Source organism: Dyella sp. OK004, from assembly GCF_900114495.1.
In the GTDB taxonomy this organism is placed as follows: domain Bacteria; phylum Pseudomonadota; class Gammaproteobacteria; order Xanthomonadales; family Rhodanobacteraceae; genus Dyella_D.
The window spans coordinates 101551-122428 of the sequence record NZ_FOZI01000004.1 but is presented as its reverse complement, the minus strand read 5'-3'; the positions used below and the strand labels follow the sequence as shown (position 1 = coordinate 122428).

At 62.9% G+C, this 20878-nt stretch carries 14 protein-coding genes; 2 read left to right on the top strand and 12 right to left on the bottom strand.

Going from position 1 to position 20878, the window contains the following annotated elements:
• The first annotated feature begins 271 nt into the window (after nucleotides 1-271).
• Entirely contained in the window at nucleotides 272-862 is a 591-nt protein-coding gene (locus BM338_RS16675; RefSeq protein WP_177229392.1) for an outer membrane beta-barrel protein, read from the top strand.
• A gap of 480 nt (nucleotides 863-1342) precedes the next feature.
• Here the strand turns inward: BM338_RS16675 and BM338_RS16670 are convergent, their stop codons facing one another.
• The 8 genes from BM338_RS16670 to BM338_RS16635 form a co-directional block, all read right to left on the bottom strand.
• A complete protein-coding gene (locus BM338_RS16670; RefSeq protein ID WP_090453488.1) occupies nucleotides 1343-2779 on the bottom strand; it encodes an amino acid permease in 1437 nt (478 codons plus the stop codon).
• A 143-nt stretch (nucleotides 2780-2922) separates the two neighbouring features.
• Nucleotides 2923-4194 (bottom strand): sterol desaturase family protein, encoded by a 1272-nt coding sequence (locus BM338_RS16665; protein ID WP_090452800.1) that lies wholly within the window; start codon nucleotides 4192-4194, stop codon nucleotides 2923-2925.
• A 2-nt stretch (nucleotides 4195-4196) separates the two neighbouring features.
• Complete coding sequence (locus tag BM338_RS16660) at nucleotides 4197-4934, bottom strand: lysoplasmalogenase (protein ID WP_090453486.1); 738 nt, start codon at nucleotides 4932-4934, stop codon at nucleotides 4197-4199.
• A gap of 116 nt (nucleotides 4935-5050) precedes the next feature.
• Entirely contained in the window at nucleotides 5051-7321 is a 2271-nt protein-coding gene (locus BM338_RS16655) for a TonB-dependent receptor (protein ID WP_090452798.1), read from the bottom strand.
• A gap of 244 nt (nucleotides 7322-7565) precedes the next feature.
• The gene (locus tag BM338_RS16650; protein ID WP_090452795.1) at nucleotides 7566-8897 is read right to left on the bottom strand and encodes an alkaline phosphatase family protein; all 1332 of its coding nucleotides are present in this window, start codon (nucleotides 8895-8897) and stop codon (nucleotides 7566-7568) included.
• Between the two features lie 68 nt (nucleotides 8898-8965).
• Complete coding sequence (locus tag BM338_RS16645; protein ID WP_090452793.1) at nucleotides 8966-10060, bottom strand: glycerophosphodiester phosphodiesterase; 1095 nt, start codon at nucleotides 10058-10060, stop codon at nucleotides 8966-8968.
• Nucleotides 10061-10231: 171 nt separating this feature from the next.
• Nucleotides 10232-12571, bottom strand: a complete 2340-nt coding sequence (locus tag BM338_RS16640) for a TonB-dependent receptor (RefSeq protein WP_090452791.1) — start codon at nucleotides 12569-12571, stop codon at nucleotides 10232-10234.
• Nucleotides 12572-12674: 103 nt separating this feature from the next.
• Nucleotides 12675-13472: an AraC family transcriptional regulator gene (locus BM338_RS16635; protein ID WP_090452789.1), complete on the bottom strand. Its 798-nt coding sequence runs from the start codon at nucleotides 13470-13472 to the stop codon at nucleotides 12675-12677.
• Between the two features lie 87 nt (nucleotides 13473-13559).
• Here BM338_RS16635 and BM338_RS16630 point away from each other — a divergent pair, with 87 nt between their 5' ends.
• The gene (locus tag BM338_RS16630; RefSeq protein WP_090452787.1) at nucleotides 13560-14624 is read left to right on the top strand and encodes a hypothetical protein; all 1065 of its coding nucleotides are present in this window, start codon (nucleotides 13560-13562) and stop codon (nucleotides 14622-14624) included.
• A gap of 166 nt (nucleotides 14625-14790) precedes the next feature.
• Here the strand turns inward: BM338_RS16630 and BM338_RS16625 are convergent, their stop codons facing one another.
• The 4 genes from BM338_RS16625 to BM338_RS16610 form a co-directional block, all read right to left on the bottom strand.
• Nucleotides 14791-14994, bottom strand: a complete 204-nt coding sequence (locus BM338_RS16625; RefSeq protein WP_090452785.1) for a cold-shock protein — start codon at nucleotides 14992-14994, stop codon at nucleotides 14791-14793.
• 265 nt (nucleotides 14995-15259) lie between these two features.
• Nucleotides 15260-17005, bottom strand: coding sequence for an alkaline phosphatase (locus tag BM338_RS16620; RefSeq protein ID WP_090452783.1), 1746 nt, complete (start codon nucleotides 17003-17005; stop codon nucleotides 15260-15262).
• Nucleotides 17006-17458: 453 nt separating this feature from the next.
• Nucleotides 17459-18529: an acyltransferase family protein gene (locus tag BM338_RS16615; RefSeq protein ID WP_090452781.1), complete on the bottom strand. Its 1071-nt coding sequence runs from the start codon at nucleotides 18527-18529 to the stop codon at nucleotides 17459-17461.
• Nucleotides 18526-20850: a family 20 glycosylhydrolase gene (locus BM338_RS16610; RefSeq protein WP_090452779.1), complete on the bottom strand. Its 2325-nt coding sequence runs from the start codon at nucleotides 20848-20850 to the stop codon at nucleotides 18526-18528. Before BM338_RS16610 ends, BM338_RS16615 begins: the two co-directional genes overlap by 4 nt.
• Nucleotides 20851-20878: the final 28 nt, after the last annotated feature.

The window sequence follows — 20878 nt, the reverse complement described above, 5'->3', positions numbered from 1 at the left end:
TATGACTGTCCGATGCTAGACCGCGACGGCATGCCGCACCCCATGCCAGAGGTCATGAAAGGCCTCGCTTTAGCCCTTGTAGCGCGGGTCATGCGGGTCTGGAGGCAGGATTCACAAGACTGAACCTCGCCTATCTCGGAACCCCCTCAGGGGTTTTGAAATGTAAAAACGCCCTTATCCTTCCGGTCCCCGCGAACCCCGCGCGGGCCGCCGCGACGACTCCCCCTATGCGTCGCGCCGGGCAACCACAAAAAAGAAGATGGAGTTCTCCATGAACAAGACTCTGCTTTCGGCCGTGCTGGCCGTCGCTGCCCTGTCCCCGTTTGCTGCCCAGGCCGATGACGCCAGCAGCAACCAGCTCAACAACTTCTTCGTGACCGGCAACCTGGGTCAGAGCAACTACCGCGTCGGCGGTATCTCCGACAAGAGCGACGTGTTCCAGAGCGTCCGCTTCGGCTGGCGCTGGAACAACATCGTCGGCGCCGAAGCCGGCTTCACCTCGCTCGGCCAGGCCAAGGACAAGATCGGCAACGCCACCATCGGCGTGCAGCCGAAGGCCGTCCTGCTCGGCGTGAACGCCAAGTACGACTTCTACGGCCCGTGGTTCGTCAGCGGCCACGCCGGCTACCTGCGTTCGCGCAGCGTCGGCAGCGTCACCGTCGGCGACACCCGCACGACCGAGCGCAGCTGGAACAACGGCTGGTACGGCGGCGTGGGTGTGGGCTACAACGTGACCCAGAACGTCGCGCTCGCCATCAACTACGACAACTACCACGTCAAGTACGGCCGCGGCGGCAGCAACCAGTCGCAGACCAACGCCAACGTGGCTGCTTACTCGGCCTCCGTCGAGTACCGCTTCTAAGAGCGGAAAGCAACTCGCTGCGCTAGCAGTGAGTGGTGAGAAGCAAGACAGAGAGGGCGCCTAGCGGCGCCCTCTTTTTTTGCGCACTACCAAGTAGCAACGCGATCCCGAGCACCCACCCCTCACCCCAACCCTCTCCCCGGAGGGGAGAGGGAGATGTGGCGCTTCGAGACGGATAGACGATCAGGCCAAGGAAAAACCTTTCCCGACGTCTGACACTGGAAAAGGCGCAGCTACAGAGCGCACCGCCTGCTCTCAGGCCATTTCTCTTTGGTTACTTTCTCTTTGGGCCAGCAAAGAGAAAGTGACTCGGACCGCGGCAGCGGTTCGAAAGCCCGCGGCAGGCGAGCCCGCGCACGCAGACGCTAAACCCGGGCGATAAGGCACTGGATTCCGGCCTTCGCCGGAATGACGAAGTAGAAGGGGATATCACAAGTGCCGCACCCTCTCCCCAAGGGAGAGGGTGCAAAGTGCGCGTGATTACGCGCCCTTCTCCAACTTGCTGTGGCGGATGCCATAGGCAAAGTAAACAACCAGCCCCAAGCTCACCCAGATCAAAAACACCTTCCAGGTGATCAACGGCAACTCCGCCAACAACCAGATCGAAAACCCGATACCGACCAGCGGAATCAACGGCACCAACGGCGTGCGGAACGAGCGATGCAAATCCGGCTTGCGCTTGCGCAGCAGCATCACCGACGAACAGATCACGATGAAAGCAGAGAGCACACCGATATTCACCAGCTTCGCCACTTCCTCAATCGGCAAAAGGCCCGCCACCAACGAAGTGAACACGCCCAGCACAATGGTCGGCCGGTGCGGCGTGCCATAGCGCGGGTGCACCTTCGCGAACCAGCCCGGCAACAGGCCATCGCGCGCAAGCGCGAACCAGATGCGCGTCGCGCCAAGCATGAAGGCGAACAGCACGCTTATCAGTCCGAATACAGCCGACACTGAAACAGTCAGCGCCACCCAATGCAGGCCCAGACCCTTGAAAGCATCAGCCACCGGCGCGTCGGTCTTGAGCGTGCTGTAGTGGGCGATGCCGGTGAGGATCAGCGACACCGCCAGATACATCGCCATGGAAATGCCAAGCGACAACAACACCGCTCGCGGCAAATCGCGCTGGGGATTCTTGGATTCCTCGGCAGCCGTGGTGAGCGTGTCGTAGCCGAAGACCGCGAAGAACACGACCGCGGCGGCAGAGGCCACGCCTTGAAAGCCGAAATGGCCGACGCCATCAGCACCGACGACGCGCTCTGGGATAAACGGCACCCAGTTGGACGGGTTGACGTAAAAAGCACCGATACCGATCACCAATATCACCGCAGCGACCTTGATCGCCACCACCAGCGTATTGAAGCGCGCGCCCCACTCCGTGCGAAAGATCAGCAACGCCGATACCCCCAGCGTCACCAGTGCAGCGATCACGTTGAATACATGGCCTTCGCCAGTGCCGATGGCCCCTTTGGCCCATACCGGCAGATCGACGCCGATGCTGCTTAGCGCGGATTGCACATAGCCCGACCAACCGATCGCCACCACCGCCACGATCAGTGCGTATTCCAGCAACAGATCCCAACCGATCAGCCACGCCGGCAACTCGCCAAGCACCGCATAACCGTAGGTGTAGGCGCTGCCGGTGACCGGGATCAGTCCGGCGAATTCGGCGTAACACAACGCTGCTGCCGCGCTGGCAATGCCGGCGATCAGGAACGAGAGGGCCACTGCCGGACCGGCGTTCAAAGCCGCCTGCTGACCGGCCAGCACGAACACGCCGACGCCGATGATGCCGCCGATACCGATCGCGGTGAGCTGCCACAAGCCCAGCACGCGGCGGAAATCCCCGCGCTTGCCGACATCCGCCTGGAGTTGTTCGACCGACTTGTGACGCAACAGCTTGCTAGCAACGCTCATCGCAAAGATCCCGGACAACGAAGCGGCGATCATAGCGAATGCGTCCACTGGCGCCATGCTGCGGGTGCGCGGACGTGGTGTTTGACGACCTCCCTACTCCGTCATTGACCAGCTTCGCTGTTGTGAAGCTGGTCAATGACGAGCTAGAGCGCCCGCGGCATCTCATTTGATGTACGCGACATGGGCCACCGGGCCAACCCCACCAGCGCGACCCCACTCAGCAGATAAACCGCCGCAATCGCAAAACCAACCCCCGGCTGCGCCACGGCAAACCAGCCACCCATCGCCAGCGCCACTATCGCCGTCACCAACAGGCGCAGCAGCTCAAGCCAGAACCCAGCGCGCCGCCCTTCCAGCAACACACCCAGCGCACCCAGGCTCAACAGCAGAAATCCCGCGTATGCCAGCAACCCCGACGCCGGCAACCGCTTGGCCAGATCCAGGAAATGCACACCCATCCCCAGCAGCAAGGCGAACTGCACCACACCATAGATAACGAGGGCGGCAGGCAGCGGCGGGTGGTAGCGCTCGCGCCGGATATCGAAGGCGGGCTTGGGAAAGCGCGCCGCCACATCGACCGGACGCCAGCCCGGCGGCTTGATCCACACCAGTAACTTGTCGCGCCAGCGCCGCGCGTGCCACGCATCCTTCAGCGTTGCCCAATACACCTCGGCGTTAGCCCATAGCGGATTCCAGCTACGCAGCGGCGCACGTGTGCCGTAGATCGGCGGATCGTCGTCGCTCTCTTCCACAAAGCTGCCGAACAGGCGATCCCACAAAATCAGGATGCCGCCGTAGTTCCTGTCGAGGTAACGATCATTCACCGCATGATGCGCGCGATGATTGGAGGGTGAGCAGAACACACGATCGAACCAGCCCAGCCGCCCCACCAGTTCGGTATGCACCCAGAACTGATAAAGCAGATCGATCAGCGCCACCACCACGAACACCTGCAACGGATAACCCAGCAGCGCCATCGGCAGGTAGAATATCCAGCTGAGCAACACGCCACTGCCGGTCTGGCGCAACGCGGTGCTCAGGTTGTAGTCCTCGCTCTGGTGATGCACCACATGCGCGGCCCACAGGATGTTCACCTCATGCCCGGCGCGGTGCAGCCAGTAGTAGAAGAAGTCGTACAGCACCAGCGCGCTCACCCACACCCACCACGCATCGGCGGGCAACGCGAATAGCGCCAGATGTTCCACGCACCAGGCGTAGATGCCCAGGGTCAGCAATTTGGAAAACACCGCCGCAATCTGCGAGATCACGCCCAAACCGAGGCTGTTGATCGCATCGCCGGCGTGATACACACGGCGGCCGCGCCAGCGCGCCACCAGCAGTTCCAGCGCGATCAAGGCGAAGAACACGGGCGTCGCCCAGGTGATGATGACTTCCTGAGTGCTCGAACTCGGCATGTTCAAAGAGGCGGGCTCAACTCATCCGGTTCGGCGCTGGCGACGGAGCGCGCCAGCAGCCACAACGCACCATAGTAGGCCGCCAGCACCCACAACACTGCCCAGGGCAGGTTGATGCGGAAGCGATTCCACGCCAGCAACGTGTCGCTGGCCATGAACAGCACGGCGCCGCAGGCGGCGAGCCATGCCGGGTTCGCCAGCACATCGCGCTGCAAGGCGTGTTGCCAGGCGCGCCCCATGGCCTGCCCACCCATGGTGGCCAGCACCACGGTGTAGACCACCACCGGCAGTTGCAATGCTTCCGGCACCGACGGCCACAGCGACCAGAGCGTGAGCGCGCCGTAGGCAAGGCTGCCCAGCAGGGCGAGCGGGCGCACGCCAAAACGCGCATCGGTACTCAGTGCCACCAGAAAGCACAGATGCGCGAACAGGAAAGCCACCAGGCCTTCCACGAACAAATCTTGCGGGAGCATCAGCAACACGTCGCCCACCAGCGACAGGCCGATGCCGCCGAGCACCCACTGGCGATAGCGCGGAGAGATGGGAGCCGGCGTGCGCCAGGCGATCCAGAACACCATGGCGGTGGCCAGGGGTTTGCACACCCAATGCAGCCACAACCAGTCCGAGGTGTCCTCCGCCAGCAGTCCGCCGGCGATGGCGCCGAGGACAAGGCAAAGGGTGGCGAAACTGAGCCAGCGCGATGTTGCGTACGACGGTACAGCGGTAGATAGGACGGCCATGCATGCAACCGGTAGGTGGTCCGGCGGATCATAGCCAAGCCGCCACCGCATGGCTGCAGTGGCGTGCAAACAGCCGCCTTCCGGGTTCACAGAACCCGAAAGGCGGCCTCTTTCGCTCAGAAACGCAAGGTTGCCGTAAGCATCGCGGCACGCGGGGCACCCACCTGCAGGGTGGCGAACTGGCCCTGCGGGTCGTTGGCGATAAAGCCGTTGGTGCCGATGGAGCCGAAGTACTTCTTGTCGGCCAGGTTGGTCACGTTGAGCGCGAACTTCAGGTCCTGCACCACGCCGACCTTGCCCACGTCGTAGCCGGCGCCCAGGTTGAACAGCCAGTACGACGGCACCGAGGCGTCATTGGTATAGGTGTAGTAGCGCTTGCCGGTGTAGTTGGCCGACACGCGCAGATCCCACGGGCCATGGACCCAGGCCAGCTCGCTGAAGAACAGCTGCTTGGGGCTGTCGACTACGGTCTTGCCCTTGGTCGGCACCAGCGTGCTGCCGTCCATATAGTTGTCGTCGTAGCGCGAGCGGTTGTACGACAGCGAGTTGTTCCAGCGCAGTTCCGGGGTCAGCTTGAGGTTGAAGGCCAGCTCAGCGCCGCGGCTGGTGGCCGAACCGACGTTGGCATAGCCGCTGGGGCAACCGACGATGCCGCTGCACTGCGAGATCACCAGCAGGCGGTTGTCGAACTTCACGTCGTACAGGGCCAGCGAGGCCTCGTAGAAATCCGTGACGCTGCGCAGGCCACCTTCGATGGTGCGCGACTGCTCCGGCTTCAGCTTCTTGCCGAAGGTGTCGAACGCCACCTGGGTGGTCGCTAGCGGACCGGTCACACCGGCCTGGAACGCGGCGATGTTCTTCGCGTACGAGGCGAACACTTCGAAACCGTCGCCCAGCTTGTAGCTGGCGCCCACCTGCGGCAGGAAGTTCTTCTTGGCGGTCAGGTCGCCGGTGGCGTAGGTCTTGATCGTGCCCGGCATGTTGCGCGCTTCGACCTTGGTGTCCGGCGCCTTGAAGCCGACGTCGATCGCCAGGCGGTCGTCCAGCAGATGCATGCTGTCCTGGATGTAGTACTGGTACGTGGTGGTTTCGTAGTGCTGGTAGAACAGGCGCAGGTCCGGGTTCTTGAGGAACTTGCGGTCATCCACCGGGCCGGTGATGTAGTAGAAGTTGCGCTGCACGTTGTGGTTGCTGTCCTCGTACCACACGCCCGCTTCCAGATGATGCGCACCGATGTCCCAGTTCAGCGCGGCGGTGGCGCCGGCGCGGTCGATGCCGTATTCGGTGGTGCGGATCGAGATCGGCGTAGCCTGCGGCGTGCCCGGGAACGAAGCCTGATACGGCGTGAACCAGTGACCCTGGCCGCGATCGTAGTGGTAGTAACCGGTGGCCTTCAGGCGCAGGCCCTCGGCCAGCGCGAAGTCACCGAACACACTGGCGATACGGTCCTTGCGCACGCCGCGACCGGCGTAGTACGCGTCGTCCGGATTGTTGACACCGCCGGTGTAAACACCCTTGGCCGCATTCACCGCGCGGTTCCAGTCCGGCGCGTAGTTGTCCCAGTTCCAGCCCAGACGATGCAGCATGTCCAGCGACAGATCCTGGTAGTCGGTCTCGTCGCGGTCGGAGGTGGTCAGCAGCGCACCGATGCGGCTGTCGCCGAAATCGTAGGTGGCTTTGACGTTGAACTGCATCTGCTCCTGCGCGCCGTCGCCTTTCCACTTGTCCACGGTGGAATACGCGCCCGACAGATACATGGCGAAGCCGTCCTTGTTGCCCGTATCCAGGCGCACATAGGTGCGGCGCACGCTGTCGGTGCCGATGCCCTGCGCAAAGGTCAAGCCGTAGTTCGGCGTGGGATCGGAGGAAAAGAACTGCACCGCGCCGCCCAGGTCGCTGGTCGATGCCGTGCCGAGCGAACCGATGCCTTCCGCCAGTTCCGCACTGCCGAGATTCTCGGCAATCAGCGCACGGCTGATATGCAGGCCGTTGTTATTGCCGTAGCTCATGTCGCCAAGCGGAATGCCATCGAGCGTGAAGCCAAGGCGGCTCTGATTGAAACCGCGCAGGCTGAAACGCGTGGACCACTCGTACGCACCGAACGGATCGGACGACTCGAAATGCACGCCCGGCTTGCTCGCCAGCACCTTCAGCGGACTGGTGCCCGGCGGCAAGACCTTCACGTCCTCGACGGTGATGCGCTGCACCTGGCGCGACTCGCCCTGACCAATCACCGACACCGAATCCAGCGTCTTGGCTTTGTCGGCCGCGGCATCAGCAGCAGCCGGCGCCACATCGTTATCGGCGGCAACGGCTACACCATGCAGCGCCGCGAACAACGCCAGCGCGAGACCCGTCATGCGGATAGAACTCTTGCGAACTGACATGCGTACATTTCCTTTGCGCAGCCGTTCCCCTTGGCGGGAAGCCACGTCTTCAAATGAGTGAATGGATGAAACGGGAGGCTGCCCCCTAGCGGTGTGCGCTGTGCGCGACACACCCCCAGCAGCCGTACTCGCAAGCATGGAGCGTGATTGTTAAAGCGAATTTACATTCGCAAGTCACGCAGTCTATGGACGTCCATATAAATGCAACAACTTCGCAAATCCGTGCGCATCTCCGGGCGTTTGCTCAAAGCGTGAGCAATGCCTTGCCCTCAGCCTTCGGTAGACTTACGCCAAGCAGTCGCGCCAGCGTCGGTGCGATATCGCGCATGTCGATCGCACCAAGATTCTTTCCTGCCGGCACGCCTTTGCCTTCGATGAGAAAGGTGGAGCGCATCGCCGGCAGCGACGGGTCGTAGCCATGCATGCCGCGATAGTGGCTGGGCGCGGGCAGTGGTGCATCGGGCTTGATGGCCATTTCGTAGCCCGGCTTGAACAGCACGAACCAGGTGGCCTGTGCCGTGCCGCCCTGCTCCACCAACTGCGCGTGATCGAGTACGCGCTGGATGCCGTAAGCGGAATTGCCCTGCAACTGCGTCAACAAGGCGGATACTTTCGCTGATGTCGCAGCGTTGCCCGGCTCGCGCAACACAATAGCCGCGCTGCCGCCGTCGTTCCACGGCATCGCCTGCCAGCCCGTTACCGCGCCATCCTTGATCGTGATCAAACCGGCCTGGATAAAGGGCGCGTAGAGATTCACATCCTGCTGCACCGGCAGGAAACCATGATCGGAGACCACCGCGACCACGCCATCGGGATGCACATGCCTGGCCGCCGCGACCAACTCGCCGACGAGGCTGTCGATACGTTCCAGCGTGCGCTTCGCCTGCGGCGTATCCGGACCGCTGGCGTGCTGCTCGTGGTCGAGCGAGGCGAGATAGGTCGTCATGAAAGCGGGCTTGCGCTCTTCCATCAGCTTTACCGCAAAGCGCGTACGGTTTTCGTCACCAGCCAGGCTTTCGTCGATACCGTCGGCGTAAGGCCCGAGATCCTTTTCCAGAGCGGGCAGCAGACCAGGCGTCGCCAGCGCGGCAAGCAGCTTGCGGTCATCCGGCAAGCCGGTGCGCCAGATCTGCGGCAGGTTCCAGTCCACCGTGGCACCGACACTCACCGGCCAATGCACGTTACCCGTGCTGAGGCCCGCCGCATGCGCGGCATCCCACAAGGTCGGCACACGGATATCGCTGGCATACCAGGCCCAGCCCTGCTGGTTCTTGTTGCTGGGATCGAAGGTTAGATTGCCGCCGATGCCGTGCGTATCGGGCGACACGCCAGTGAGCAAGGTGGTATGGCTGGGATAGGTCAACGTGGGCAGTACGCCGCGTACATCACTGGCGTAGCTGCCCTGACTCAGGAAACGCTGCAGGTTGGGCAGCTTCAATCCACGCTGCTGCGCCTCGAGCACGTCGGCCGGCCGCAGACCGTCGATGGAGATCAGCAAGACCGGCGCGGCCTGCGCCGAAGCAATGAGGGCAAGACCAATCAAGCCTGCGGCGAAACGACGGGCAGCAATGCGCATGAAGAAACCGGGATAGCGGATGGAAGCCCGCGAGTGAACGCTATCCCAGTGACAGCATGATGGCAGGCTTACCTGCCATCGACGGCTTTGCGACCGATGGCCGGATCGTCGGTAAAGAAGGCATCCACGCCGGCATCCAGATAAGCGCGCATCTCGGCAATTGAACCCGCTTCGTTGAAGCTCTTCGGGTCGCTGCCCTGCCAGAAGTTCTTCGCCTGGAAATGGTTCTCCGGGCGGAAAGTGTAGGGATGCAGTTCCAGCTTCACCGCGTGCGCATCGTGCGCCAGCGCGGTGGGCTGACCCAGCGTGCCGTCCTTTGCCAGCGGAATGATGGCGCGGATGTTCGGACCGATGGCATCGGCGTAACCGGCGATCTCACGCAGGCCGGCCGGCTTCATCATCTCGCCGTAGGTCAGCTTGCCGCCGGCCGCGACGACGTCATAAGGCTGCTCCTTGGCGTCGTCGAGCAACTGCAGCAGACGGATATTCGGATGCGCCTTGCCCAGCTTGCCGCGCAGGTAGCGCAGGTTGGCGATTTCGAACGACTGGATCTCCACCGGCGCGGTGCGCGTGTACGCATGCGCGGCAAGGATCGCCAGCACGCGGTCTTCCATCGGCAGCTTGGCCTTCTGGAAATAGGTGCCGTGCTTGATCTCGGGAATGATGCCGATCACGCGCTCGCGCGTGGCTGATTCAGTGGCAACGAAATCGATGATCTCGTCCAGCGTGGGAATCTGGAACTGACCGTCGTATTTGGTACTGCGCAGTTCCGGCAGACGTTCGCGCGCGCGCAGCGTCTTCAGCTCGGCCAGCGTGAAGTCTTCGGTGAACCAGCCGGTGACCGGATGGCCGTCGATGGTCTTGGTGGTCTTGCGGCCGGCGAATTCCGCATGGCTGGCGACGTCAGTGGTGCCGCTGATCTCGTTCTCGTGCCGTGCCACCGGCACGCCGTCCTTGGTCATCACCAGATCCGGCTCGATGAAATCGGCGCCGTCGGCGATGGCTTTGCCGTAGGAAGCGAGCGTGTGTTCCGGACGCAGCGCACTAGCGCCGCGGTGGCCGATCACCAGCACCTTGGCGGCGATGGGTTTTTCAACAGCGTGAGCGGCGTAAGGCAAGGCCAAGCCCAAGGTAGCGAGAGCGATCCAGCATAGCGGTTTCATGGGCGGATCCGAGGTGATGGGTTAGGGCGAGAAGTGCGGCGGTGTCGCTAGGGCTTACCCCCTCCCAGCCTCCCCCTGCAAGCAGGGGGAGGAGCAGAAGCTCGCGACAATCAGCCCCCTCCCCTGCTGGCAGGGGAGGGTTGGGGAGGGGTAGACCCTTGCGACGCCCGATCAGAACTTCACATCCAACGTCAGGAAACTCTGCCGCGGCGCACTCGCGTGGAATGCCAGCTGCCGCCCGTTCGGATCGGTGTTGGCAAACGCCGTGAGGTTGGAAGCGTAGCGCTTGTCAGTCAGGTTGGTGACGTTGAGCGACAGGCGAATGTCCTGCGCAAACCACGCCGCACCGAAGTCGTAACCCGCACCGAAGTCGAACGAGGTGTAGCCGCCGAAGCCCTGATCATTGGTGTAGGTGTAGTAGCGCGTGCCGGTGTACTTGCCGCGCAGGCTCACGTTCCACGGGCCATAGACCCAGCTGATTTCGCTGGCGAACATGCGCTTGGGCGTGTCGACCGTGATCTTGCCCTTGGTCGGCACAGTCACGCCGTTCTGCACGTAGTCGTTGTCGTAGGTGGAGCGGTTGAACGACGCCGAGTTGTACCACTGGAAATGTTCGAACGGCTTCCAGATAAAGGTGAATTCCGCACCCTTGCTGCTCACCGAACCCACGTTATAGAAGCGCGTGGTACATGCCGCCGTGGTGCCCTGCTGAATGCTCGGGCAGGGGTTGAGCGAGAGCAGGCGGTTGTCGAACTTCACGTCGTACAGCGCGGCCGACGCTTCAAATTCGCGCTGCACATAGCGATAGCCGCCTTCGATGGTGCGCGACTGCTCCGGCTTGAGATTGCCCTGCGTGGCATTGAACGAGGACTGCGTCACCAGCAGCGGACCGCTGGCGCCGCCGCCCTGGAACGCGGCAATGTTCTTCGCGTAGGAGAGGAACAGCTCCTGGTTCGCGTCGATCTTGTAGCCCAGGCCAATCTGCGGCAGCAGGTTCTTCTCTGCCTTCAAGGTGCCGTTGGCGACCGGCGCCTCGAAATTGCCGGTGGCCTGCTTCGCGGTCATGGTGGTGTGCGGGCTCTTTACGCCCACGTCCACGCTGAGCCTGTCGTCCAGCAGCTTGAAGCTGTCCTGCACATAGGCCTGGCGTGTGGTGATCACATAGGCCTGACTGAACAGGCGGCGGTCCGGGTTGCTGAGGTAGCTGTCGTCGTTGATCGGCGCGGTGCTGCTCGAAAAAGGAAGGTAGTAGAAGTTGCGCTCGACGTTGTGGTGGTTCTGCTCGTACCACACGCCGCCTTCCAGATGATGCTCGCCGATATCCCAGCCCAGCGAGGCGATGGCGCCGGTGCGGTTGATCTTGTAGTTGGTGCTGCGGATCGAGATCGGCAGCTCCTGCGCCGTGCCCGGGTTCGACTTCTGGCCTGGCGACCACCAGTGGCCCTGGCCGGCGTTCTCGTGGTGATAGACCTGGCCATGCAGGGTCACGCTCTCGCTCGGATTGAAATCGCCGGCAAGGTAGTAGAGATCGTCGCGGCGCAGCGCGCGGCTCTGGTAGTAAGCGTCATCGATATTGTCGACGCCGCCAGAGAATCCGCAGCGCGCATCCTTCGCGCCCTTGATGGTGTAAGCCGGCGCGCAATACGCCGCGGCCAGTGCGCGCTTCCAGTCCGGCGCGTACAGATTCCAGTCCCAACCGAGGCCGCGCCCCATGCCGCTCTTGGAGAGATAAGCGTAGTCAGCCTGCGAGGTGCGCGAGGTATCGGCGAACGCGGTGATACGGCCGCCTTCGAACTGATACACCGCCTTGGCGTTGAACTGTTTGGTGGTAGTCGGCGAACTCGGCGGCGCCCACATGTCGGCGGTGGCGCGGATACCCGAGAGATACATCGAGAAGCCGTGATAGTCACCGGTGTCCAGACGCAGATAGGTGCGGCGGTTCTGGTCGCTGCCGAAGGTCTGCCCGAAGCGGCCGCCGAACTTGGCTTCCGGATCGGCCGAGAAATACTGGATCGCACCGCCGAGATTGCTGGTGGAGGCGATGCCGAGACTGCCGATGCCTTCCGCCAGTTCCGCGCCCACGGCGTTCTCGGAAATCAGCGCGCGGCTGATATTGAGGCCGTTGTAGTTGCCATAGGCGTTGTCGCCGAGCGGCACGCCATCCAGCGTGTAGCCCAGGCGCTGGCCGTTGAAGCCGCGCAGGCTGATGGTCTGCGATTCCTCATTCGCACCGAACGCATCGTTGGACTGCACGTTCACGCCCGGCATGCGGTTCAGCACCTTCTGGATGCTGGTACCAGCCGGCAGCACCGTGGTATCCGCCGGGGTCACGCGCTGCACCTGGCGGGTTTCGCCCTGGCCAATCACGGAAACGCCCTCCAGGTTCTTCGCGGCATCCGGCTTTACGGCAGCAGCGTCAGCGGCGGGCTGATCGGCATCATTCGCGAAAACGGCGGGAACGAAACCGGCAAGGATGATGGCTACAGCGGCAGCCAGCAGATTCTTCTGCATGTGGGGAAACTCCAGTTGAAGCGGCGCCGGTGGAGCGCGGGGACCGCTTATCGTGGAGTTGTTACGTGTACGTTCTTTGACATTGTGATGACGTACCCGTGCGCTACGACCCCGAACGCGTACCGAAGGAGCCCGCCGATTGGCTCAGATAATCGGTAGGCGTGGCTCCCATGATGCGATGGAACATGCTGCAGAAAGCACTGCTGCTGGCATAGCCCGCATCGCGCGCGACTATCTTGATGGGATGACCCAGGCTCATCTGGCTGAGTGCCCTGGCCAGGCGCACATGCTGCCGCCAGCGTACGAACGACATATTCAATTCACTCTCGAACAATCGCGCCAGGGTCCGGCTGCTGGCGCCCGCATGCTGAGCCAGTTGTTCCAATGACTCCACGCGTGAGGTTTCATCCAGCAGCCGTTGGCAGACTTTCTTCAGGCGTGGATCCGACGGCACGGGGATATGGAAGGCCGTTTCGTCCGCCTCCTGCAATTCGTGCAGCAACAGTGGCGCCATGACTTCCATGTGCTCGGCGTTCTTCTCTCCATGCGCCTGCACCGTTGCAAGGATGAGTTCCCGAAGCAGGTTCGATACCGCGAGCACTCTGCAATGCGTTCCAAGCAGCGCGCTGGTCTCGCGATCCAGATAAAGCATGCGTACGGCGACCTGCCCTTCCATATGGATCTCGTGCGACATGCCGATCGGCACCCACAGCGAGCGTTGCGGCGGCACGATCCAGATGCCTTCGCGCGTCGTTACCTGCATCACACCGGACGCGGCATAGATGAGTTGTCCGCGCCGATGCCGATGTTTCGGAATATGGCACCCCCGCGGGTAATCCTTGGCAAGCGCCGTCATCGGCCACGAAGACACGCGCCGGGCGTAGTGTCTGAAACGCGACATAGGATGACTCCATCTCTCTATACGGACAGGGCTAGGCTAAGTCTGGACCTGCGGGGCGACCGCAACAACGGCTGGCGGAGGCATCCCATGAGCGCATACATGATCACGCGGCGCACCGTGCTCAGGGCAGGCGTGGCCCTGGCCGGAACGCTGGCATTCGGCGAGCTGGGTCTCCAGGCGAAAACCCCTCGCGCCGGCGAACGGCCGACCCTGGTGGTGTTCTGGTTGAACGGTGGGCCCGCCGGTCTGTTCAACAGTGCGGATTCCTTTCTCGCCAACGGCGCTTTCGGTGTTACTCAAGACAATGTTCGCGCCTTGGGCAACGGGCTTTATGTCGACGCCGGGTCACTGGGCACGCTGCCCTCATCCACGCTCGCGCGTATGGCAGCGATCCCGTTCAGGCACGGGCTCTATTCCCACAATGATGCACGTGCCGCGGTATTGGAGATGGGCTCACGTAGCCAGCTGTTGCGCATGGCGGCAGCCATGCCGGATAGCGCGATCCCTTGCGCCATCGTCAACAATCTCGGCCTGCCAGTCGGCGTCTCTGCAAATCCCGCCGCCGAGGGCCACGTCGCCTTCGAGCATATCGAGAAGCTCGACGATGCACGCCGCTCCTTTTCCATGTCGGAGTTCGACGCTATCCGTCATGTCTACGGTGTCCCCTCGGGAAGCATCGCCATCGACGAGCAGCGCTCGACCTTTGCCGGTGTCGAGGCGCTGATCCATGCAGGGGCCAGCGTGATTTTCGCGCAACCTGCCTATACCGGGCGACAGGATCGTCAGTTCGATACGCACAAGGACGACGTGGGGAAAGTGGCGCGCGAGGTCATGGCGCCGATCACGCCGTCGCTGACCGCCTTCCTCAGTCGCGTCATGACGTTGCCCGGGCGCAATGTGGTGACGCTGCTGACTGGTGAGTTCAGCCGCACGCTTCCCGAGTCGGACCACGCAAAAGGGGGCACGGCGACGGTTATCGGGAAGTACATCAAGACTGGCAGTGCGGGGCGCCAGCACCCGGACGGTTCACCGCCCGAGGATGCGTCCAAGCCTGATGGACTGTGGGCGTATGTCGCCGCGGCATTGCGCCTCGGCGAACTCGCGCCTTTCGGCGCCAACCCCTACCCCGAACGGCTGCTGGGATCCGGATGAGGTTCTTCTTTATCGTGAACGGCTCCAGGGGATTGGGGCACCTGTCCAAGACAGGCATCGCAATATCCTGGAGCCGTCACACGTCTTTAGCTCGATACTGGGTAGGCGCAGGGGCGCAACATTGGCATCAGCGCAAGCAGCATCTGGCCTTTCCCATACCCATCAATCAGGCAGACTGAATGTTCGATGCCTGCAGACCCTTCTTGCCCTGGGTGACTTCAAACTTAACCTTCTGGCCTTCTTTCAGCTCTTTAAAGCCATCCATCTTGATCTCTGAAAAGTGCGCAAAAAGATCAGCGCTTCCATCGTCAGGAGTGATAAAGCCGAAACCCTTTTCGGCGTTAAACCATTTGACGGTACCTGTTGCCATGACAATTTCCTCGGTTTGCGTGGTAATGCGAATCACAGTCACGCATATCGGGATATAGCGTGGCTCGACACATAAGTATGACATCTAGCGGCCCTGCTTGCGCCAGCAGCCGCTGGTGCAGAGCATCACTACTATCCACTGGACTTGTCAAAGACCGGTGAATCGTGGGCTGAAACCGTGCGAATCCAGGGGTATAGCGGCTCAGCCAGCCGGGTGGCCGGGACTCGCCCCCCGGTCGCCCCAGCCCCCATGGCCACCCTGCGCCCTACTTCGGGCCCAGCTGCTTCAGCCACGCCTGGTACGTGGGCCGGTCGACCGGCACCCCGTCCGCATTGCAGCTGCCGAGCCTGCACAGCTCGGCGCGGATCAGCGGCGCGTGCTGCACGATGATGTGGAAGATGGCGTTCTGTTCCAGCTCGCCATGGAACGCGGCCGCGCCCGGACCGCTGGCGAAGATCGCCACGTCCTCGCCGCCATGCGTTTCCGCCTTCATCGGCACGATGGATTCCTGCATGTAATCGGGATCGGTGGTGTCGACCTTGCTCAGATCCGGACGCCCCTTGCTGATGTGCTCGTACTCACCCGGGTTGTGCGGATAGTGCTTGGAACCTTCCGGCTGGCGGTTGGTGGCGCCGGTGTAGCCAGGGCCGTTGGCGAAGCCGAGCGTGGTGTACGGCTTGCCCGCCGCATCGCGCGCGATGCCCGCGCCGCCTTCTTCGTCGTAGCTGTCGGTGTGGCCCTTGACCACATCGAGGATGCCGTTGCCACGCTTGGGATAGCCGGCAAAGGTCATCGTATGCGAATGGTCGGCGGTGACCACGATCAAGGTGTCGGCCGGGTCGGCATGCGCCAGCGCCGCGGAAACCGCGTCCGCGAATGCCACTGTTTCGTCCAGCGCGCGATACGCGTTGCCCGCGTGCAGGGCGTGATCGATACGGCCACCTTCCACCATCAGGAAGAAGCCGTTCGGATTCTGCTTCAGCACCTCGATCGCGCTGGCAGTCATTTCCGCCAGGCTCGGCTCGCCAGCCTTGTCCTTGGCGCGCTCATGCTCGTAGTTCATGTGCGACGGCTCAAACAAGCCGAGCAGGCGCGGCGTATGGGCGAGATCCAGCGCCTTCAGCTGCTTGTCGTTCCACACATACGCACCGCCCGGGTGCTTCGCCTTCCACTCGGCGATCAGATCGCGGCCGTCGAGGCGCTGACCGACCTTGTTCGCATACTCCGGGTCGGTCTCGCCCGCCGGCATGAACTCCGTGCGGCCGCCGCCCATCGCGACAGTGAGGCCGTCGATGGCGGGAAAATCCACCAGCTGCGCCGCGAAATCCTTGCAGCCCTGCGCCTTCGCTTCCGGCGTCAGCTCCGCATCCACTTCCCAGTTGCGCTCCGGCAGATGGCCGTATGTCGCCGCCGGCGTGGCGTGGGTGACGCGCGTGGTGGTGATGGCGCCGGTGCTCATGCCGGCCGCGGCCGCCAGCTCCAGCGTCGTCACCAGCTCCTGCCCCTTGCTCGCCGCGCAATCCTGCCGGCGCGGCACCTGCGACGTGCCGATGAAACCCGCGCGCGTCTTCACACCGGTCATGATCGCCGTCATGGTGCCCGCCGAATCCGGCGTCTGCTGATCCGTCTCGTACGTGCGGCTCAACGCACTGAACGACAACTGCTCAAAACTCAACCGATAACTCTCGCCATCCACACCCTTGCGCTGCCCCGCATACACATGCGCCGCCGCAATCGTAGGAATGCTCATGCCATCGCCCAAAAACACAATGACATTCTTCGCCTTCTGCCCCCGCGCATTCGCCTGCGCCGAAGCCTGATCCGCCTGCGCCGCGCCACTGCGGAACCACCACTGCGGCGTCTCCCCATCCGGCCGCTTGATCGAAGGCACCTCGATCGCCACAGCACTCGAAGCCTGCGGTGCCGTCACCGCCTGACTCGCACAAGCACTCAACAAAGCCGTCACAGCCAGCATCAGCCCGCAACGCGCGAGCCGTGGAAGATGATTCATCAGAGAGCCCTTTCGTCAGCTTGATGTCAGCAAGCGGGCGATGATAGCCCAGGCAAATGTCACTTCGTGACTTCATGCGGGAGAGCTAATGGAGGCGCTATCTCAAGTACTCACCCCTCCCCAGCTCTCCCCTGTCCCACGGGACTAGCTGCGCGTCGCAGGCGGGGGAGGGAGCAATGGCTCGATGCGGCGATGGGTGCCAAGCGATCAGGCATGAAGAAAACCATCCCGACGCCTGACACTGGAAAAGGCGCAGCTACAGAGCACACCGCCTGCTCTCAGGCCATTTCTCTTTGGTTACTTTCTCTTTGGGCCAGCAAAGAGAAAGTGACCCGGACCGCGGCAGCGGTTCGAAAGCCCGCGGCAGGCGAGCCAGGGCACCCAGACGCTAAGACCGAGCGATAACGCCACTGGATCCCTGCCTGCGCAGGGATGACGAAGTAAGAGGGCGCGTCACAACTTCAAATACCAGCGCTGCCTATCCATCCTCCAAACAATCACCCACCACACAAAAACAAACACCACCGCAAACGCCAGCGACGCCACATAAGCCCCCGCCACCGGCGTAATCCAAGAAGCAAACACCCCCCGATAAAGCGGCTCCTGTACACCCAACCCCGGCAACAGAATCTGCATCAACTCCGACCCCGCATACGCCGCCACCGCATTCACCCCGAAACGCCGCCCCCAGGCTGGCCACCCACGCCGATCAACCAGCGCATGAAACAGCGCCAGCGCCAACATGGCCCACCCACCGGTCCACAACACAAACGACGACGTCCACAGATTCTTGTTGAGCGGAAACACCAGCGACCACAGCGCACCCAGCGCCAAAGCCACTACACCGCCGAGCAGCAACGTCCTGACCTGTTCCCGGCGCAACCAGTCTCCGGCGCGCAAACCGAGCAAACAGGTGGCAATGGAAGGCAACACGCCAAGCAAGCCTTCCGGATCGTGGCCACGCCCGCTCGCTGCATCGATCTGATACACGAAGCGGCCGAACACCGCGCTATCAAAGCGACTGACCACATTGCTCCACGGCTCCAGCGAACCGCCCAGTACCAACAATCCCCAATACCCCAGCAGAATCGCCACCAGCGAAGCCCATTGCGTGCGCGGGCTCGTATAGATCTCGAACGCCGCTACCGCCGCGAAGCACACGCCGATCCGCTGCAGTACTCCGGGAAGGCGTAGATGCGCGCCGGGCATGATCAGCCACGCCAGCACATTGATCAGCAGGCCAAGCACTACGATGCGCAGCGCACGCACCCATGCCGCGCGCATCAGTGATGCGCGATCCGCCCCCTGCTCCAGCCGCGGCCCGATCGCCAGCGCCACCGACACCCCCACCACAAACAGAAAGAACGGAAACACCAGATCGGTCGGGGTGCAGCCGTTCCACTCCGAATGCTCGAGCGGCGCGAAGACGTGGCCCCAATCGCCTGGGTCGTTCACCAGCAACATCGCCGCCACGGTGCAGCCGCGCAGTGCGTCGACCGAAGCGAGACGGCGCGGTGCACTCATCGTGCGCTGGCCGGCGTCAGGCCGATGCGTTCGATGCCGTACAGCGGGCCAGTAGTCGGTGCGGTGAAGATAAGGCAGAGATCATGCACACCGGTGTGATCCGGCAAAGCCGCCGCCAGAGTGAAACGGCGTGGTCCCATTGCCGGATCGGGCAATGGCATGGACGCAAGAGTTTCGCCGTCGCAGTTGTTCAGATGCACTACGAGCTCACCGAAGGCAGTCTTGGCGGGGCGCGACACCACCAGCTTGGCTTCGTGGGCCAGCTGATAGTTGCGCTCCAGCCGCGCCGCTTCGACATGGATCGAGGTCACACCATCCAGGCGTGCAGCGGGATAGCGCTGGCAGGTGTCGAAGATGTTGATGCTGTACGCCGGCGCCAGACTGGTGGCATCGGGGGTGGGTTGGATGCGCAGTCGGAAATCGCTGCCCGGGCAGTTCAGCAGCTCGGCGCTATCGCGGCTGAGCAGGCTGACCCCGTCGAGTACGCGGCTGCGCGGCGCAGCCAGCGGCTGGCCTTGTGAGTCCACTGCCACGGCGCGCACGGTCGACGGCAGCTTCACCTCGAACGGACCCTGATACAGCGGTGACTGTGCGGTCGGCGTGCTGTTGTCGAGCGTGTAGTGCAACTGGCCGTAAGCCGCCTGGTTGGCCAGCGTTACGGTGGTCTTGCCGCTGACGAGCGCGGCGTTGCGGCCCACCTCGATGGAGGGCGCAAACGCGCTATCGGCATAAGCCACGCCTTGCGCACGGTAACGCGCCAGCTGCGCCGGCATACGCGCAAGGAAACCGGACCAGTCACGTGCGGATGCCGGCGACCACTGCACTTCCGACAACGCATCCAGACGCGGGAACACGGCATGCTGCATATGTGCCGCGCTCGGCATGTGCTCGGTCCATACATTGGCCTGCGCGCCGAGGACGTGCGCGGCCTGTGCCGCTGAGAGTTCCTTTGGTACCGGCTCGAAGGCATAGATGCTGGCAAGGTCGCGCACCGGAGTGCGGCCGGTGGTTTCGTCGGCACGGTCACTCTGCAGCTGATCGAAGTACAGATCGGGTGCCGGTGAAGACACCACATCATGTCCTTTCTTCGCCGCCTCGACGGCACCCTTGATGCCGCGCCACGACATTACGGTGGCGCTTGACGGCACGCCGCCCTCAAGGATTTCATCCCAGCCGATCAGGCGCCGGCCATGGGCCTGCAGATAGCGGCCAACACGGGCGATGAACCAGCCTTGCAACGCATCCTCGTCCTTCAACCCCAGCGCGCGCATCTTTGCCTGCACCGCGGGCGAAGCCTGCCACTGATCTTTCACCGCCTCGTCGCCACCGAGATGGATATAGCGCGACGGGAACAGCGTCATCACTTCATCGAGCACATGGTCAATGAAAGTGAAGGTGGCATCGTCGACGTTGTAGAGATAGGTATTCACGCCCCAGTCCGGCGAGACCGGCGGACGCTTGCCGGTAACGCCCAGCTCCGGATACGCCGCCACAGCAGCCTGCGCATGGCCTGGCATGTCCAGCTCGGGTACTACTGTGATGTGGCGCTCGGCGGCATAGGCCACGATGGCGCGGATATCGTCCTGCGTATAGAAGCCACCGTAACGCGCCGGCTCGCTGTCGCGACTGGCATCGGGCGGCGTGCGCCACGCACCGATGCGGGTCAGTTCGGGGTAGCGCTTGATCTCGATGCGCCAGCCCTGGTCGTCGGTCAAATGCCAGTGCAGCACGTTGAGTTTGTGCAGCGCCATCTGATCGAGCAACACGCGGATCTCGTCGGTGCTCTGGAAGTGGCGCGCAGAATCCAGCATCAAACCGCGCCAGCTGAAACGCGGCGCATCTTCGATATGCACGGCAGTCAGTTCGACCGGCCCGTGCATTTCGTTCTGTGTCAGCAGCTGCCACAGCGTGACGGCGCCGTGGAACAGCCCCGCGTCATCGCGCGCACGAATGCGTACACCCTGGGCATCCACGTCGAGTATGTAACCTTCGGCCGGCGAGCTGGCCTTGGCGTCGCGCTTGAGCACGATGGCCTTCGCCGTGCCCGCGCTGTCGGTAACGCGCAGATCGAGGCCGCGGCTCTGCTTGAGCTGCGTTGCCAGATAGGTCGCGATACTTTTGGTTGCCGCGTCGTTGCGGTCGACCACGATGACGGTGTCGGCATCGATGGTCAGCGATCCCGGCGACTGCGATAGCTTCGCCGGCATCGGGATAAGTGATAACGGCGCCGATGTGGCGCCGTCGCCGGCCGCAAGGGCCGTAGTGGAGAGGAGTGCCAAAGCGGCGAGCAGTAGCGTTCTGCTGAAACGGGTTACAAGCATCACCGGACATCCTTCCTTTGATCGAATC

Bases quoted from the DNA above. Each gene is read 5' to 3' on its own strand.
- BM338_RS16640 (WP_090452791.1), bottom strand. From the start codon at position 12,571: ATGCAGAAGAATCTGCTGGCTGCCGCTGTAGCCATCATCCTTGCCGGT.
- BM338_RS16665 (WP_090452800.1), bottom strand. From the start codon at position 4,194: ATGCCGAGTTCGAGCACTCAGGAAGTCATCATCACCTGGGCGACGCCC.
- BM338_RS16645 (WP_090452793.1), bottom strand. From the start codon at position 10,060: ATGAAACCGCTATGCTGGATCGCTCTCGCTACCTTGGGCTTGGCCTTG.
- BM338_RS16620 (WP_090452783.1), bottom strand. From the start codon at position 17,005: ATGAATCATCTTCCACGGCTCGCGCGTTGCGGGCTGATGCTGGCTGTG.
- BM338_RS16650 (WP_090452795.1), bottom strand. From the start codon at position 8,897: ATGCGCATTGCTGCCCGTCGTTTCGCCGCAGGCTTGATTGGTCTTGCC.
- BM338_RS16675 (WP_177229392.1), top strand. From the start codon at position 272: ATGAACAAGACTCTGCTTTCGGCCGTGCTGGCCGTCGCTGCCCTGTCC.
- BM338_RS16630 (WP_090452787.1), top strand. From the start codon at position 13,560: ATGAGCGCATACATGATCACGCGGCGCACCGTGCTCAGGGCAGGCGTG.
- BM338_RS16655 (WP_090452798.1), bottom strand. From the start codon at position 7,321: ATGTCAGTTCGCAAGAGTTCTATCCGCATGACGGGTCTCGCGCTGGCG.
- BM338_RS16670 (WP_090453488.1), bottom strand. From the start codon at position 2,779: ATGAGCGTTGCTAGCAAGCTGTTGCGTCACAAGTCGGTCGAACAACTC.
- BM338_RS16610 (WP_090452779.1), bottom strand. From the start codon at position 20,850: ATGCTTGTAACCCGTTTCAGCAGAACGCTACTGCTCGCCGCTTTGGCA.
- BM338_RS16615 (WP_090452781.1), bottom strand. From the start codon at position 18,529: ATGAGTGCACCGCGCCGTCTCGCTTCGGTCGACGCACTGCGCGGCTGC.
- BM338_RS16635 (WP_090452789.1), bottom strand. From the start codon at position 13,472: ATGTCGCGTTTCAGACACTACGCCCGGCGCGTGTCTTCGTGGCCGATG.
- BM338_RS16625 (WP_090452785.1), bottom strand. From the start codon at position 14,994: ATGGCAACAGGTACCGTCAAATGGTTTAACGCCGAAAAGGGTTTCGGC.
- BM338_RS16660 (WP_090453486.1), bottom strand. From the start codon at position 4,934: ATGGCCGTCCTATCTACCGCTGTACCGTCGTACGCAACATCGCGCTGG.